Raw genomic sequence first — 14,793 nt, 5'->3', positions numbered from 1 at the left:
TCAGCGTCCTCCGAGGTTTTGCGTATCGAGACGGGGCGCGGCATCGGCGAGCGCGCGCTTGCGCAGCACCGCGGGCGCGGTTTCGACGAGGCCGAACGACAGCACGCACGCGAGGATCGCGCCGGCGGCCGACGTCCACATCGCGAACTGCAGGCCGTACTTGTCGGCCGCGAAGCCCGCGACGGTCGGCGCGACGAAGCCGCCGATCAGTTCGCCCGCGCCCATGATCAGGCCGAGCGCGCTGGCGATCGCGCGGGGCGGCACGGTTTCGGCCGGGATCGTCGCCATGAACAGCGTGAAGCAGCCGAGGCCGGTGTACGTGACGAACACGAGCGCGCCGAGCGCCCAGAGCGAATCGACGTGGATCATCACGATCGGGCAGGCGGCGGCGATCAGCGCGAACGCGATCATCGTCGGCTTGCGGCCGATCCGGTCGGAGATCGCCGGCACCGCGAAGCCCCAGAACACCCACGCGGCGCCGAGGCACGTCATCACGACGCCCATGTCGGCCGGGGACAGGTGGCGGCTCTCGACGAGGAAGACCGGCGCGAACGAGATGATCACGATGAACCACGTGAGGAAGAAGCAGCTGATCAGCACGCAGAGCAGGATGTTGCGTTCCTTCAGCAGCGCCCAGCGGTCGATCGCGGTGCCGCCGGCCGTCTGCGTACCGTGCGTGGCCGCGCCTTCGGCCTGGGCGTGCCGTACGCCGCCGGGCGGCACCTCGCGCACCCAGCGCCAGATGCAGAACGCGATCAGGAAGCCGGGCAGGCACGACACGTAGAACGCCTCGCGCCAGCCGTAGGCGGTCGCGATGCCGATTACGACGGGCGGGCCGATCATCGCGCCGAGCAGGCCGGCGGCCGAGCCCTGCAGCAGGCCCATGTTCAGCCCGCGGCGGCTCGGCGTCGAGCTCTCGACCATCAGCGATTGCGACAGCGGCAGCACGGGGCCTTCGGCGATGCCCATCAGCGCGCGGAACGCGATCAGGCTCGCGAAGCCGCCGACGAGCCCCGACAGCGCCGAGCATACGGAGAAGCCGAGCACGGCCGCGATCAACAGCGGCTTGCGCGTGCCGCGCGCATCGGACCACGCGCCGGTCGCGGCGCCCGACAGCGCCCATGTGAGCGCGAGCGCGGACGACACCATGCCGAGCTGCGTGTTCGACAGGTGCAGTTCGGCCGACATGAACGGGAACAGGAACGACAGCGCGAGGCGGTCGAAGAACACGAAGCCGAACGTCATGAACAGGATCAGCAGCAGCCTGTTCTCGTACGTCCATGCGAGTTTGGGGGAAGGGTGGGATGTCATGGGCGGCCTCGTCGCGCGTCAGCGGAACAGCTTCTCGATCGCGTGCGCGCCGAGGCCGACCTTCTCGTAATGCGCCTTGCACATCGCGATGTACGAATGCACGTCGAAGTAGCCGTCGGGGTTGCCTTCGTCGTCGAGCCAGATCAGCGGGCCCTTGACGATGAAGAACGCGCGCATCGGTTCCGGATGATCGAACGCGACGAGCGTGTGGCCTTCGCCGGGCGTTTCATACACGAAATCGCCGCGCGTCGCGGTCCATTCGTGCTCCAGGTAGCCCCACTTGCCGGACAGCGTGTACGCGAACACCTCGTGCGGGTGGTAGTGCCGGTTCACGAGCCCGGCTTCCTTCGCCATCAGGATGTCGCACCATTTGTTCTGCGACGGCGAGATCCACAGCGGCCGCGACGAAACCGTTTCGGTGAACGGAACGTAATAGCGCGCGTCCTCGGTGGCCGCGTTCGGGATGTACGCTTCCGGCAACGCATCGGGCTTGAACGGATTGGCAATCGGCGCGATGTTTTGCCAGAATTCGGATACGGCTTGGTCGACCACGGTTTGTCTCCTTGTGGTTAGGTGTCGTGGGGTCGACTTTAGCCAGCCGGTGCGCGCCGCTCTTGACTGGGCTGGACGAATTGCTTGATCGGGCCGGACATCGTTGCCGGACATCGCACCGCAACAACAACCAGACGCACCATCCCCCAATCCGTGCCGCTCCGCACGACAGGCGCCCGCAGGAGGCGACGTGACGAATTCGACCGTTCTTTCATGCACGCGCGGCTCGACGGCCGACGTGCCGGTGCGCGACCGGATGGACTACTGGGATGCGTTCAACGCCGCGACGCTGGTCGGCCTGCGCTGCTCGTCGCTGTCGCCGGCGGGGCTCGAGGTCGAGAAGACCGATCTCGCGCTGCCGGGGCTCGGCGTGGCCGACATCAGCGGCCGCGATCACGTGATCGAGCGCAGTCCCGCGCTGGTGCGCCAGTTGCCGAAGGAGTCGCTGTTTGCGTGCCAGATCCTGAGCGGGCGCGCGTATTTCATCCAGCGCGAGCGCTGCCTGCTCGCGGATGCCGGCGACGTCGTCGTGTACGACACGCGCGTGCCCTATCTGTTCGGATTCCTGACGCCGATGCGGCAATTGCTGATCGATATCCCGATTGCCACGTTCGACGATCGATTCGACGCGGAGCTGGCGGCGCTGCCGTTGCGGATCGCGCCGAAACCGGGCGCGGGCGCGATGCTCGGCGCGACACTGCGCGCGAGCGTCGAGCGCTTCATGAAGGCGCCGGTCGAAGGCGACGCCGCGCGCTTCGTCGAACACACTCGCATGCTGGTCGCGGAACTCATCGACGCCGAAGTGAACGGCGCAGGCGCATCGCGCGCGTCGCTGTCGTACCTGCTGACCGCGAAGCAGTACATCGCGACCCATCTCGGCGATCCGGAGCTCGGGCCGCAGGCGGTGGCCGATGCGGTCGGGCTGTCGTTGCGGCACCTGGGCCGGCTCTTCGCGGCCGAAGGCGAGTCGATCACGCAGCACATCTGGTCCGAGCGGCTGACGCATGCGCATCGCGAGCTGACCGACGCGCGCCTGCGCAAGACGAGCATCGGCGAGATCGCGTTTCGGTGGGGGTTCTCGAGCCAGGCGCACTTCAGCCGTGCGATTCGCGAGCGCTACGGGGCGTCGCCGATGGCGCTGCGCAGCGCTTGACGCTGAAGCAGCGAAACCGATGCCGGTGCGGCGCGTGGCTCACGCGCCGCGTTCATTTTCATTGCATGCCGGTCGCGGCGTGAGTCGCCGCGTCACTCCGCGAGCATGAACTCGGCACAGCGTTCCGCGATCATGATCGTCGGCGCGTTCGTGTTGCCCGATACGATGCGCGGCATCACCGACGCGTCGCAGATCCGCAATCCGTCGATCCCTTGCACCGCGAGACGCGGCGTCACGACTGCGGTTTCGTCGCTCCCCATCCGGCAGGTGCCGGCCGGGTGATAGACGGTTTTCGCGCGGCGCCGCACGTAGTCGGCCAGCGCGTCGTCGGTCAGCGCTTCGGCTTCGCGGACGATGCGGGCGAGCGACGGCGCGCGGATGATCTTCCGCGCGAGCGCGACGCCGCGCACGAGGCCGTCGACGTCCGCCGGATCCGACAGTGCACCGCTGTCGAACCGGATCGGCACGGCCGGATCGTTGCCGCGCAGTTGCACCGAGCCGCGCGAACGCGGCCGCAGCAGGCACGGATTGATCGACAGGCCGTGGCCCGGCAGCGGTTCGCGATCGACGTCGCCGACGAGCGTCGGCAGCACGTGGAACTGGATGTCCGGGCGGCCGCCGCCGGTCGTATCGACGAACGCGCCGGATTCGACGACGTTCGACGTCAGCAGGCCCGTGCGGGTCAGCATCCATTGCAGCCCGTGCCGCAGCGCCTTCAGCCCGCGATCCTCGCCGAACAGGCTGATCGGCGCGTGGCTATGGCCGTAGATCGAGACTTCGAGATGGTCCTGGTAATTCGCGCCGACTTCCGGGCTGTCGTGCAGCACGTCGATGCCGTGCGCGCGCAGGTGTGCGCCGGGCCCGATGCCCGACAGCATCAGCAGCTTCGGCGTACTGAGCGCGCCGGCGGCCAGCACGACGCCGGCGCGCGCGGTGGCCGACCCGGTCGCGCCATTCTCCATCCGCCATTCGACGCCGGTCGCGCGCCGGCCGTCGAAGCGCACGCGGGTCACGCGGCAGCCGGTCAGCACGCGCAGGTTCGGGTGGCCGAGCGCGTCGGCGAGATAGGTCGCCGCGGTGCTGCCGCGCTGCCCGTCGAAAATCGTCGTGTGGTAGAAGCCGGCGCCGTGCTGCGCGGCGCCGTTGAAATCGTCGTTGTACGCGATGCCGGTTTCCTGCGCGGCCTTCACGAACGCGAGGCATCAGCGGATGCCGGAAGCGCGTGTCGCCGACCTTCAGCGGCCCGTCGGTGCCGTGGAACGGCTCGGACAGCCGCAGGTGCGACTCGGCGCGCTTGAACACCGGCAGCACGTCGCTCCAGCGCCAGCCCGTGCAGCCGAGCGCGGCCCATTCGTCGTAGTCGGCGCGCGTGCCGCGCACATACAGCATCGCGTTGACCGAACTGCCGCCGCCGAGCGTGCGGCCCTGCGGCACGTAGGTCCTGCGTCCCGCCGCGCCGGCCTGCGGCTCGCTTTCGAACGTGACCGTGCGCTGCGTGCCGAGCACGCGGATGAACGTCGCCGGAATCCGGATGAACAGGCTGTCGTCCTTCGGGCCGTCCTCGAGCAGCAGCACGCGCCTGCCGGCCTTTACCAGTCGATGTGCCACCGTGCAGCCGGCCGAACCGCCGCCGACGACGATATGGTCGTACGTCTCCATCCCGCTTTGTCTCCTCGCTGTCAGGCGGCGGAACGAGCACCGCCGCGCAGGAAGCCAGCTTAGCGACGCGCGCGTGTCCCCGTTTGACCGGGGCGGACGCCGGGCTTGCTTCGCGCGGACACGGCGGGGCGCCGCGGCGGCTCATGCAGCTATCTCGTTGCGCTGACCGTTGGCCGTGGATTGCGCAGCGGGAGAACCCGGCGACGAGCGGCTAGCGCGGGTTGCCCGGCGCGCGCGTGTCGCTCGGCGTCTCGCCGAAGCGCGCGCGATAGCTGCGGCTGAAGTGCGCGCTGTTGTTGAAGCCCCAGCGGAACGCGATTTCGCTGACCATCAGGTGCTTCAGCGACCGGTCGCGCAGGTCGGTGCGGCAGCGTTCGAGACGCCGCGCGAGGATGTAGCGCGTGAGCGGCATCCCTTCGATTTCGAAAATGCGCGCGAGCTGGCGCGGCGACAGGTTGATCGCGCGGCTGACCGACCGGGTGTCGAGATCGTCGTCGGCGAGATGGCTGTCGATGAATGCCTTCGCGCGCGACAGCGTGTGGACGGTCGACTTGGTCGGCGACGCGTCGCCGTCGCGCAGCCGCAGCATCGACTGCATCAGGTCGAGCATCGCGGCGGCGCGTCGTTCGCGCGCGTCCGGCATCGATTCATGCGGTTCGGCGAGCAGCGCGTAGAGCTGCCGCGCGGCCCACGACGTGACGCCGTCGCCGCGGTCGATCTTGACGACGCTGCGATAGCGCCACGGGCCGACGTGCGCTTCGAACACGTCGCGCGGCACGTCGAGCACGGTCATCGCCATGTTCGCGGGAAAGCCGTGACCGTACGGCATCGACGTGTCGTACAGCACGATGTCGCCGGGCGCATGCTGGATGCACTCGACGTCCTGGAACGTATAGCCCTGCCCTTCGTGCATCAGGCACACGAACACGGCGTCGCGCGGGTCCGCGTGGATGTTGTGCGGCGTGCGCACGACCGCGTGCCGGTTCGCGACGATGTCGCACACGCCTAGCAGCCCGAGGTCGCGCTTGCGCAGCGACGCGTCGATGCCTTCGGACGATTTACCGCTGCATTCGATGCGCACGAGCGAGCGGGCGACCTGGTCGACCCAGAAGTCGATGCGTTCGTCGCCGCGTACGGCGCGCGTCGAGATCGACACGATTCCCGTGCTGATGTCCGGCATGACGTTCTCCCAATGACCGCCCGAGCGGCGCAGTCTCGGATACGCGGGCGGGCGCGGTCAATCGGTGAAAGACCCGGGGCGGGCCCGCGATGCGCTTGCAGCGGCGGGTTGCGGCCGGATGTCCGTGTGAGTCAACGAATATGGCCGGGAAAGGCAAAACGTGCAGGCGTGTTCGGGGTATGTTGTTCGGTTCGGATCGAACGGTGAGACGCGCAGCTGCTTCGTTATGCGGAATAAAAGTCGCGTGCTGCCGGATCGTCTCGTTGAAGCTGCGCGGTGGTCGAGTGATGCATCGAGCTCGCATCTCGCGCGCTGGCGAAGCGATGGCGGTATGCATGTTTGCGTGCCGCCGAAGACCCGGGGCAGCGGTGTGTCGTGGATTTTTTCGTTGTGTTGGAGCAGAAGCGCGTGTTGTCGGATCGTCTTGCCGAAACCGCGCGCGGGTCGAGTGATTCGCGGCGCTCTTCCCGCGCGCGCGGCGTGAGCGATGCCGACATCCCTGTTCGCGTCACCCGCGCCTCGCACCGGCGGCTTGAACCGCAAAACGTCGCGATTCAAGCCGTCACCGGGTTGTACGCGACATCAGACCGCGCTGGCCGCGTCGATCTTCCGAATGTCCTCATCGTCGAGGCGCACACGGATCGCTTCGCCGAGGAGCGCGAGCTGTTCGAGCGACGTCGCGCTCGCGATCGGCGCGGTGATCGTCGGCCGCGCGATCTGCCACGCGAGCGCGATCGCGGCCGGCTGCGTGCCGTGCTTCGCCGACACGTCGTCGAGCGCCGCGAGAATGCGCAGGCCGCGCGCATCGAGATAGCGGGCGACGCGATCGCCGCGCACGCTCTTCTTCAGGTCGGCCTCGCTGCGGTACTTGCCCGACAGGAAGCCGCTCGCGAGCGCGTAGTAGTTGACGACGCCGAGCTTCAGGTCGCGCACGACCGGCTCGAGATCGCGCTCGTAGTCGGCGCGGTTGATCAGGTTGTATTCCGGCTGGATCACCTGGTACGCGGGCAGGCCGTCACGCTTGCTGATGTCGGCGGCTTCGCGCAGGCGCGCGCCGCTGTAGTTCGACGCGCCGATGATGCGCACCTTGCCCGCGTCGATCAGCGCCTGGTACGCGGCGAGCGTTGCTTCGAGCGGGGCCGTGTCGGCCAGGTCGCGGTGCGAAAAATACAGGTCGATGTAGTCGGTCTGCAGGCGGCGCAGCGAATCGTCGGCGGCCTTCAGGATGTTGTCTTTCGTGAGGCCCGCGCGCGCCTCGAGCAGGCCGACCTTGGTCGCGATCACGACCTGGTCGCGCTTGCCGGAACGCTTCAGCCACTTGCCGATGATCGTTTCCGATTCGCCGCCGCGGTTGCCGGGCGCCCAGGCCGAATAGACGTCGGCCGTGTCGATGAAGTTGATGCCGGTGTCGGCGAGCGCGTCGAGCAGCGCAAACGATGCGTTTTCGTCGACGGTCCAGCCGAAGACGTTGCCGCCGAAGGCGAGCGGGGAAACCTGGATGTCCGAGGTGCCGAGGGTGCGTAGTGCCATGTTGCTCTCCGGAATCTGACGGGTGACGGGTTGGAACGACGGGACTGGCCGGGATGCATGCGACGGGACGGCGGTCGGGTGAAGCACGTTCGCCGTTGTCGCGGGACGCTGGAACATTCTCGCCGATCGACCGGATTCGTGCAGCGGGCGCGCGGCCGTGAAGACGGAGGAATTGCAGCGGACGGCGGACGCACCGTCTGCTGCGTGGGTCATTCGTGCCGCAGCGTTCGATCGGGAACCGAATTTTGTTACGGCTTGGCGCGGCAACGGGAGAGACGGGCGTTACGGGCCACTTCGCCGGAGCGGAACGAAAAACGGGCGGCAAGTTGCCGCCCGCGATCGATCGTCAACCCAGGCCGTTATCGCAACTGCACGGCCGCCAGGAACAGCACCATGCTGCCGATCGCGCCGTCCAGCACGCGCCACGCGACGGCCTTGCGGAACCACGGCGCGAGCAGTCGCGCACCGTATCCGAGCCCGAGGAACCACACGACGCTGACCGACATCGCGCCGATCGCGAACGCCAGCCGCGTGCCCTCCGGCTCCCGCGCACCGGCCGTGCCGATCAGCAGGAACGTATCGAGATACACGTGCGGGTTGAGCCACGTGAACGCGAGCGTCATCAGCACGATCGCGGCCGCGCTCTGCGGCGGCGGCGCGACGGCGTCGCCGCGCACGTCGAGCGTTGCGTGTCCCGGCTTGAACGCGCGACGCAGCGCGTTGAAGCCGAACCATGCGAGATACGCGAGACCGACGTACAGCACCGCGTGGACGAAGGTCGGATAGCGTTCGACGAGGACCGACGCGCCGCCGACGCCCGCGCCGATCAGGATCATGTCGGACAGCGCGCACAGCAGCACGATCTTGCCGACATGCGAGCGCATGATGCCTTGCCGGAGCACGAATGCGTTCTGCGCGCCGATGGTGACGATGAGCGACCCGCACAGGGCGGCGCCGTGGGAAAAAGCGATCCAGTTCATGATGGGGAGCGATGACGCAGTAGACGGGTGAATCGGTTGGCGCTAGTCTGCGGTCAGCTGGAACATAAGAGAAGCTAATTCACCTAATGCCGATTAAGGAAATCTAATGCTCGACTACGCATTGCTCGATGCCCTCGCGGCGGTGATCCGGCACGGTTCGTTCGAGCGGGCGGCCAAGGAGCTGAACGTCACACCGTCGGCGGTATCGCAGCGCGTGAAACTGCTGGAGGAGCGCGTCGGCAGCGTGCTCGTCAAGCGCGGGCAGCCGTGCGTCGCGACGACGTCGGGTGCGCTGCTGTGCCGGCATACCGAGCGCGTGCAATTGCTCGAGGCCGAACTGGGCGGCCGGATGCCCGCCTTGCCGGGCCAGATCGCGAGCGCATGGCCGACGTTGCGCGTGGCCGTCAACGACGACAGCGTCGCGACCTGGTTCATCGATGCGGTCGGGCCGTTCTGCACCGAGCGCGAGACTTTGCTCGACCTCGTGATCGACGACCAGGACCATACGGCCGCGCGTATTCGCGACGGCAGCGTGCAGGGCGCGGTGACCGCGCAGGCCGAGCCGATCCAGGGATGCCGGTCGACGCGGCTCGGGCGTATCCGCTATCGCGCGGTGTGTTCGCCGGCGTTTTACGCGCGCTATTTTGGTGCGGGCATCACGCGCGATGCGCTGCGTCGCGCGCCGTGCGTGATGTTCAATTCGAAGGACGGCTTGCAGGCGCGCTTCATCCGGCGCGTGACGCGCGCGGATCTCGATCCGCCGCAACACTGGATCCCGCACGTCGCGGGCTACCTGCGCGCGTGCGAAACGGGGCTGGGATGGGGGATGTGCCCGGACCGGATGGTCGATCGCCAACTGGCGGCGGGCGAACTGGTCGACATGTCGCGCGGGCGGACCGTCGATATCGAGCTGTACTGGCAGAGCTGGCGTCTGTCGATCGGCTGGCTCGACGACTTCAGCGCGGCACTGAAGGCGCGCGCCGCGCTGTTTCTCGACTGATCGAGGCGGGCGCGGCGGATGGTGGCGGGCGGCGGCGCGCAGGTGACGCGCCGCGCGGGGTCAGACGTGGTGCAGGCCGTCGAAGTCGACGATCTGCACGAGGCGGCCGTGCATTTCGATCAGGCCGCGCTTCTGGAACTTCGACAGTGTGCGGCTGACCGTTTCGAGCGTCATGCCGAGGTAGCTGCCGATGTCTTCGCGCGTCATCCGCAGGTTGAATTCCGACGGCGAGTAACCGCGCTTCAGGTAGCGCGACGACACGTCGAGCAGGAATGCGGCGACGCGCTCTTCGGCGTTCAGCGAACCGAGCAGCATGGTCTGCGACGTTTCGCGCACGATCTGCTCGCTCATCAGCTTGTGCATGCGCAGCTGCATCGTGCCGGCTTCCGAGCACAGCGACTTGAGCGCGCTGTACGGAATCACGCAGACCGAGCTGTCTTCCAGCGCGACCGCGGTGCGCGGGTGCGTGTCGTCGCAGATACCGTCGAGGCCGAGCGCCTCGCCCGCCAGGTGCAGGCCGGTGACCTGCTCGCGGCCGTCGTGGCGCGTGGCGACGGTTTTCAGCGAACCCGAGCGCACGGCGTACAGGTTGTCGAAGGTGTCGCCTTCGCGGAACAGCGCTTCGCCGCGCTTGACCGGGCGCGCCGCGCAGATGACCGATTCGAGGCGGCTGAGTGCGTCGGGTGCGAGGCCCTGCGGCATGCACAGGTGCCGCATTGCGCACGACGAGCAGTGCGGGGCCTGGCGGGGAGCCCAGGTGCCTGCGTGGGACGGAACGGCGGGGCGTGTGGCGACGGGCGTCAACATGATCGTTTACTCCGGCATTGAATCGACGGAATCATTGTCCCACCGCAAGTTGCCGCTGTCGGGCGACAAAACGTCGCGACCGCGCGCACATGCTTCGGGCATCGCAGCGGCCTGCGTGCAGGCATGCCGCTGCGCGTGCGTGGCGCGCCGATGCCGATGCCGATGCCGACACCGCTCAGCCTTCCTGATCGTCCGTATGCGCGGCGGCCGGGATCAGCAGCACGGGCAGCGTCGCATGCCGCACGCACTGTTCGGCGATGCTGCCGAGCACGAGGCGACGGAACCCGCGACGGCCGTGCGTGCCGAGCACGAGGAGGTCGGCGCCGAACGCTTTCGCACCGTCGAGGATCAGCGTCGACACGTCGTTGAGCGACGACGCCTCGCTCGTCAGCGTCTCGCCCTTCACGCCGGCCGCCTGCATCAGCTTCCTGAAATCCGCCGCGAGCGCATTGCCTTGCGCGATGAGCTGATCGCGCAGCACGGACGGGTCGTAGCCCGGCACGTTGTAGTAGATCGCGGCGTTTTCGACGACGTAGAACGGCTGCAGTTCGGCACCGTGCTCCTTTGCGAGCGCGAGGGCGGCATCGAACGCGTGGCGTGCCGTGTCGCTGCCGTCGATGGCAACCAGAATGCGCTTGTACATAGTGTCTCCAAGTGGCGGATTGAACGGAAGTCGGCCGAACGGCCGGGCCGGCCGTGCGTCGCTGCGAGGCAGGGTAAACCAACGGCAGGGACTTTGCAGCGACGTGCCGGTGGTCGCGAATGGGCATTGAATCGCATCTGTATCGCGAGAACGTGACTTCGATCAACGCCGATGCATCGACGTCGTGAAATCCCGCGTGCCGAACCCGAACCGGGCGCTGATATCGATTTCAGCGCCGATTCGGAAGATCGCACTGCCTGCGCACCGAACGACCGACCGGCGCGCAAACGCGCACACCGGTCCGCCGCCATCGGCCGTCGGCGCCCTTCAACCCGCCGAACGAACGATCGATTCAAACGCCGCGTGCGTTACCGCGGCACCGCGGTGATTTCGATCACCCGTTCCGGCCGGCGTCCGTGGCCGGGCCAGTACGCGCTGCCGTACATCCGGTGAATCGGGCCGTACGGCGCGTCGCCAGCGTGCGACGGCGCGTCGAACCCCTTCTCGACCACCATGTAGCCGGCCCGCAGCGCGAACGCCGGATGATTGCCGCCCGGCCGGCTGTCGAAGCCGGCGAGGCCGTCGCCGGCCTCGGGCATCGCGTTGACGAGCGACGCGTTGCTGCCCGTGATCTGGTCGGGCGGGAAGGGGCCGCCGCTCGCGAGACGCGCCGCCTCGCGATTCTTGCCGTCGGTGTCGACGGTGCTGTCGTGCGTGTCGTCGTTGTCGAGTTCGATGCTGCGCGGATGCGCGGCGTGCGCTTGAGCTGACGTTTCCATCACGGCTCTCCTGGCGGCGTAGCGCTCCGGATCGAAGCAAATCCCGTTCCGGGCAAGACGGGAAATTGGTGCGCGGGCGATCGCCGCGGTCGCGCGGCGCGCACTGATTTGTCATGATTTATTTCAGCTAGAACACCCGTTTTCTACAGAGTATGATTCTTTTCCTGCGAAGCGGCGACAGGGGATGCAGTACGCGCCGACTCTGCCCGCACCGGGCGCCGCAGCCCCCTTGGAGACGGGTAGTGAACAACAAGCAAAGGGACTAGAGGTGGCGGATTCATGCAAGCGACTACTGCCTTCACGCACCGCGGTTATCTGTTGAATTGCGCGCCCGCGCGCGCCACTGACGGGTCGTTCAAGCCCTACGTCGTGATCTCCCGATCGAGTGACGGGGAACTCGTCGCGAACCGTTTTTTCCCGAGCGAGCTCCAGTTCAACGACGAAGGCGACGCGATCGCGCATGCGCGCGACTGGGCCGTGCGCTGGATCGACGCGAGTAGCGTCACGATCTGACGCCGTCTCGCGGCGGCAGCGTCGGCCGTCCGGCCGATCCCCCGGCGTGCCGCTGCCGGACGAAAACGCGGTAATCTTGTGGAACCCGTCACTTTATTAGCGGCCGTGCGATCGTGCGCGGCTGCCTGCATTGGCATATGTCGACATCACCCGCCCGTCAGTGGGGCCTCGAAGAAATCGTTGCCGGCTTGCGCGAATCGCGCGAGGAACTTCACCGCACGCGTCATCCGCGCGGCATCCGCGAGCTGCCGTCGCGCGACGCGATCTGCAAGATCGTCACTGGCCTGCGCGCGTCGCTGTTTCCGACGCACTACGGCGCGCCGGATCTGACCGACGAAAGCGTCGACTACTACGTCGGCCACACGCTCGAAAGCACGCTGCGGATCCTGTCCGAACAGATCCGCCGCGCGCTGCCGTTCCTGCCCGAGCATGCGGACACGCCGTTCGCGGAACTCGACGAACGCGCGTTCGAGATCGCGCGCGAGTTCGGCCGGCAGTTGCCGGCGGTTCGCGCGCTGCTGGTCAGCGACATCCAGGCTGCCTACGCGGGCGATCCGGCCGCGCAGCACATCACCGAGATCCTGCTGTGCTATCCCGGCGTGCTCGCGATGATGCACCATCGGCTCGCGCATGCGCTGCACCAACTCGGTGTGCCGCTGCTCGCCCGTTTCATCAATGAAATCGCGCACTCGGCCACCGGCATCGACATTCACCCGGGCGCGCAGATCGGCCCGAGCTTCTTCATCGATCATGGCACTGGTGTCGTGATCGGCGAAACCGCGATCATCGGCGAGCGCGTGCGCGTGTACCAGGCCGTCACGCTCGGCGCGAAGAGTTTCCCGGCCGATGGTGACGGCGCGCTGGTGAAGGGCAATGCGCGGCATCCGATCGTCGAGGACGACGTGGTGATCTACGCGGGCGCGACCATTCTCGGCCGCGTGACGATCGGGCGCGGCTCGGTGATCGGCGGCAACGTGTGGCTCACGCACAGCGTGCCGCCCGGCACGAGCGTCGCGCAGGGCAAGGTCCGCGAAGGCGGCAGCGGCGAGAAGCCGTAACGCGGCGCGCGAACGGCGAAACTGTCGTTTGCGCAGACGCAGACGCAGACGCAGACGCAGGCGCAGGCGTGCACCGGCACCAGCACACCGGTGTGCCAAGAGGGCGCTCGGCGGCCGCCGCACCCCCGGTTCGTCAGCGCTTGCCGGCCGGCGAGCGATGCTTGTAGAGCACGTCCTGGTCGACGCGGATCAGGTTCTGCCCCGCATCGACGACGAAATCCACGCCGTTGTACGCGCTGCCCGTCAGCAGCAGGATCGCGCTCGCGACATCGTCGGGGCCGGCGATGCGCGCGAGCGGCGTCGATGCGCGGCTCGCGTGTTCGAAGTCGGCCTGCGTCTGGTCGTCGCTCGGCAGCATCAACCCGGGGAACACGGCATTCACGCGCAGCACCGGCGACGACGACAGCGCGAGCATCTGCGTGAGGTTGCCGAGCGCGGCCTTCGCGACCGTGTAGCTGAAATGGTCGCGGTGGAAGTTTTCCTTGATCTTCTGGTCGACCACGTTGACGACGACGCCCTGCGTGCCGGCCGCGCGGGCCCGTTCGTAGAACGCGCGCGTGAGCAGGATCGGCGCGCGGCAGTTGACGGCCCACGCCTGGTCGAATGCCGCGAGGTCGAAGCTCGGGAAATGGTCCTGCCAGAACACCGACGCGTTGTTGACCAGCACGTCGAGGCGGCCGAAGCGCGCATACACCTGGTCGATCAGTGCGGTGATCTGCGCGGCATCCGACAGGTCGGCCTGCAGCGCGACCGAATCGGGCCCGCGTTCGGCGATCGTGCGGGCCGCCGCCTGCGCGGCATCGGCGGAGCGGTCGTAGTGGACCGCGGTGCGATAGCCGTGCGCGGCGAAATACTCGGCGAACGCGCGCCCGGCCCGGCGCGCGGCGCCGGTCACGAGCACGACAGGCGCGTGTGCCGCTTGCTTCGTGGACTGCATTACGTATTCGTCAGGTTGACTGAAGAAGGATTCGCGACGATCGACAGGAATTCGCGCCGCGTCGACGGATCGGTGCGGAACGTGCCGAGCATGCGCGACGTGACCATTTCGACGCCCGGCTTGTGAATGCCGCGCGTCGAGATGCACTGGTGCGCGGCTTCGAGGATCACGCCGACGCCCTTCGGCTGCAGCACGTCGAACAGCGTGTCGGCGATCTGCACGGTCATCTTTTCCTGGATCTGCAGGCGCTTCGCGAAGGCGTCGACGAGACGCGCGAGCTTCGAGATGCCGACGACGCGATGATTCGGCAGATACGCGACGTGCGCGCGGCCGATGATCGGCACCATGTGGTGCTCGCAGTAGCTCTCGAAGCGGATGTCCTTCAGCACGATCATTTCATCGTAGCCGTCGACTTCGCTGAACGTGCGCGCGAGGATGTCGCGCGGTTCCAGCGCATAGCCGGCGAAGAACTCTTCGTATGCGCGCACGACGCGCGCCGGCGTGTCGAGCAGGCCTTCGCGGGCGGGATCGTCGCCGGCCCAGCGCAGCAGCACGCGAACGGCATCCTCGGCTTCTTTCCGGCTCGGCCGGGATGCGGCCGGCTCGGGCCGCGCGTTCTTTTTACCCATCTAGTCGCTCCATCGAATGCGGCCGCCTGTGGCGGCGCGGATATCCGGGCATTGTTTCATGC

14 protein-coding genes and 1 pseudogene are annotated in these 14,793 nt (G+C 67.7%); 4 read left to right on the top strand and 11 right to left on the bottom strand.

Features of this window, described 5'->3' with window-relative positions:
* Positions 1–1,311, bottom strand: coding sequence for an MFS transporter (locus U4Y91_RS34905; protein ID WP_321808891.1), 1,311 nt, complete (start codon positions 1,309–1,311; stop codon positions 1–3).
* Between the two features lie 18 nt (positions 1,312–1,329).
* Positions 1,330–1,863 carry a 2,4'-dihydroxyacetophenone dioxygenase family protein gene (locus U4Y91_RS34900; protein ID WP_044846474.1) on the bottom strand — a complete coding sequence of 178 codons (534 nt, stop codon included), beginning with the start codon at positions 1,861–1,863 and terminating at the stop codon, positions 1,330–1,332.
* 190 nt (positions 1,864–2,053) lie between these two features.
* On the opposite strand from U4Y91_RS34900, the gene U4Y91_RS34895 reads away from it, so the two are divergent.
* The gene (locus U4Y91_RS34895; protein ID WP_321808890.1) at positions 2,054–3,016 is read left to right on the top strand and encodes a helix-turn-helix domain-containing protein; all 963 of its coding nucleotides are present in this window, start codon (positions 2,054–2,056) and stop codon (positions 3,014–3,016) included.
* A gap of 92 nt (positions 3,017–3,108) precedes the next feature.
* Here U4Y91_RS34895 and U4Y91_RS34890 read toward each other — a convergent pair.
* The 4 genes and pseudogenes from U4Y91_RS34890 to U4Y91_RS34875 all read right to left on the bottom strand — a co-directional run bounded on the left by U4Y91_RS34890 (position 3,109) and on the right by U4Y91_RS34875 (position 8,365).
* Positions 3,109–4,699, bottom strand: a pseudogene (locus U4Y91_RS34890) (GMC family oxidoreductase).
* 187 nt (positions 4,700–4,886) lie between these two features.
* Positions 4,887–5,855, bottom strand: a complete 969-nt coding sequence (locus U4Y91_RS34885) for a helix-turn-helix domain-containing protein (RefSeq protein ID WP_321808889.1) — start codon at positions 5,853–5,855, stop codon at positions 4,887–4,889.
* A gap of 582 nt (positions 5,856–6,437) precedes the next feature.
* Positions 6,438–7,385: an aldo/keto reductase gene (locus U4Y91_RS34880; RefSeq protein WP_321808888.1), complete on the bottom strand. Its 948-nt coding sequence runs from the start codon at positions 7,383–7,385 to the stop codon at positions 6,438–6,440.
* Positions 7,386–7,744: 359 nt separating this feature from the next.
* A complete protein-coding gene (locus tag U4Y91_RS34875) occupies positions 7,745–8,365 on the bottom strand; it encodes a LysE/ArgO family amino acid transporter (RefSeq protein ID WP_321808887.1) in 621 nt (206 codons plus the stop codon).
* Between the two features lie 106 nt (positions 8,366–8,471).
* Between U4Y91_RS34875 and U4Y91_RS34870 the strand changes: the two genes are divergently transcribed.
* A complete protein-coding gene (locus tag U4Y91_RS34870) occupies positions 8,472–9,365 on the top strand; it encodes a LysR family transcriptional regulator ArgP (protein WP_124617455.1) in 894 nt (297 codons plus the stop codon).
* A 60-nt stretch (positions 9,366–9,425) separates the two neighbouring features.
* On the opposite strand, the gene fnr is transcribed toward U4Y91_RS34870, so the two are convergent.
* The 3 genes from fnr to U4Y91_RS34855 form a co-directional block, all read right to left on the bottom strand.
* Positions 9,426–10,172, bottom strand: a complete 747-nt coding sequence (gene fnr / locus U4Y91_RS34865; protein WP_321808886.1) for a fumarate/nitrate reduction transcriptional regulator Fnr — start codon at positions 10,170–10,172, stop codon at positions 9,426–9,428.
* Positions 10,173–10,347: 175 nt separating this feature from the next.
* Complete coding sequence (locus U4Y91_RS34860; protein WP_124489012.1) at positions 10,348–10,815, bottom strand: universal stress protein; 468 nt, start codon at positions 10,813–10,815, stop codon at positions 10,348–10,350.
* A gap of 368 nt (positions 10,816–11,183) precedes the next feature.
* Entirely contained in the window at positions 11,184–11,594 is a 411-nt protein-coding gene (locus U4Y91_RS34855; protein ID WP_321808885.1) for a DUF3005 domain-containing protein, read from the bottom strand.
* Between the two features lie 279 nt (positions 11,595–11,873).
* On the opposite strand from U4Y91_RS34855, the gene U4Y91_RS34850 reads away from it, so the two are divergent.
* Together U4Y91_RS34850 and epsC are read left to right on the top strand one after the other, a co-directional pair.
* Positions 11,874–12,107: a hypothetical protein gene (locus U4Y91_RS34850; protein ID WP_044846464.1), complete on the top strand. Its 234-nt coding sequence runs from the start codon at positions 11,874–11,876 to the stop codon at positions 12,105–12,107.
* 137 nt (positions 12,108–12,244) lie between these two features.
* Positions 12,245–13,165 (top strand): serine O-acetyltransferase EpsC, encoded by a 921-nt coding sequence (epsC, locus tag U4Y91_RS34845; RefSeq protein WP_321808884.1) that lies wholly within the window; start codon positions 12,245–12,247, stop codon positions 13,163–13,165.
* A 133-nt stretch (positions 13,166–13,298) separates the two neighbouring features.
* Here the strand turns inward: epsC and U4Y91_RS34840 are convergent, their stop codons facing one another.
* Positions 13,299–14,102, bottom strand: coding sequence for an SDR family oxidoreductase (locus U4Y91_RS34840; protein WP_321808883.1), 804 nt, complete (start codon positions 14,100–14,102; stop codon positions 13,299–13,301).
* Positions 14,102–14,731: a GTP cyclohydrolase I FolE gene (folE, locus tag U4Y91_RS34835; protein ID WP_257775495.1), complete on the bottom strand. Its 630-nt coding sequence runs from the start codon at positions 14,729–14,731 to the stop codon at positions 14,102–14,104. Before folE ends, U4Y91_RS34840 begins: the two co-directional genes overlap by 1 nt.
* Positions 14,732–14,793: the final 62 nt, after the last annotated feature.

The organism is Burkholderia sp. BCC1993 (assembly GCF_905339865.1).
Taxonomy (GTDB): domain Bacteria; phylum Pseudomonadota; class Gammaproteobacteria; order Burkholderiales; family Burkholderiaceae; genus Burkholderia.
This window is presented reverse-complemented; position numbering and strand designations above follow the sequence as displayed.

Excerpts from the sequence above, each read along its gene's own strand:
- fnr (WP_321808886.1), bottom strand. The coding sequence starts at position 10,172 with ATGTTGACGCCCGTCGCCACACGCCCCGCCGTTCCGTCCCACGCAGGC.
- U4Y91_RS34850 (WP_044846464.1), top strand. The coding sequence starts at position 11,874 with ATGCAAGCGACTACTGCCTTCACGCACCGCGGTTATCTGTTGAATTGC.
- epsC (WP_321808884.1), top strand. The coding sequence starts at position 12,245 with ATGTCGACATCACCCGCCCGTCAGTGGGGCCTCGAAGAAATCGTTGCC.
- U4Y91_RS34885 (WP_321808889.1), bottom strand. The coding sequence starts at position 5,855 with ATGCCGGACATCAGCACGGGAATCGTGTCGATCTCGACGCGCGCCGTA.
- U4Y91_RS34875 (WP_321808887.1), bottom strand. The coding sequence starts at position 8,365 with ATGAACTGGATCGCTTTTTCCCACGGCGCCGCCCTGTGCGGGTCGCTC.
- U4Y91_RS34905 (WP_321808891.1), bottom strand. The coding sequence starts at position 1,311 with ATGACATCCCACCCTTCCCCCAAACTCGCATGGACGTACGAGAACAGG.
- U4Y91_RS34855 (WP_321808885.1), bottom strand. The coding sequence starts at position 11,594 with ATGGAAACGTCAGCTCAAGCGCACGCCGCGCATCCGCGCAGCATCGAA.
- U4Y91_RS34840 (WP_321808883.1), bottom strand. The coding sequence starts at position 14,102 with ATGCAGTCCACGAAGCAAGCGGCACACGCGCCTGTCGTGCTCGTGACC.
- folE (WP_257775495.1), bottom strand. The coding sequence starts at position 14,731 with ATGGGTAAAAAGAACGCGCGGCCCGAGCCGGCCGCATCCCGGCCGAGC.
- U4Y91_RS34870 (WP_124617455.1), top strand. The coding sequence starts at position 8,472 with ATGCTCGACTACGCATTGCTCGATGCCCTCGCGGCGGTGATCCGGCAC.
- U4Y91_RS34860 (WP_124489012.1), bottom strand. The coding sequence starts at position 10,815 with ATGTACAAGCGCATTCTGGTTGCCATCGACGGCAGCGACACGGCACGC.
- U4Y91_RS34880 (WP_321808888.1), bottom strand. The coding sequence starts at position 7,385 with ATGGCACTACGCACCCTCGGCACCTCGGACATCCAGGTTTCCCCGCTC.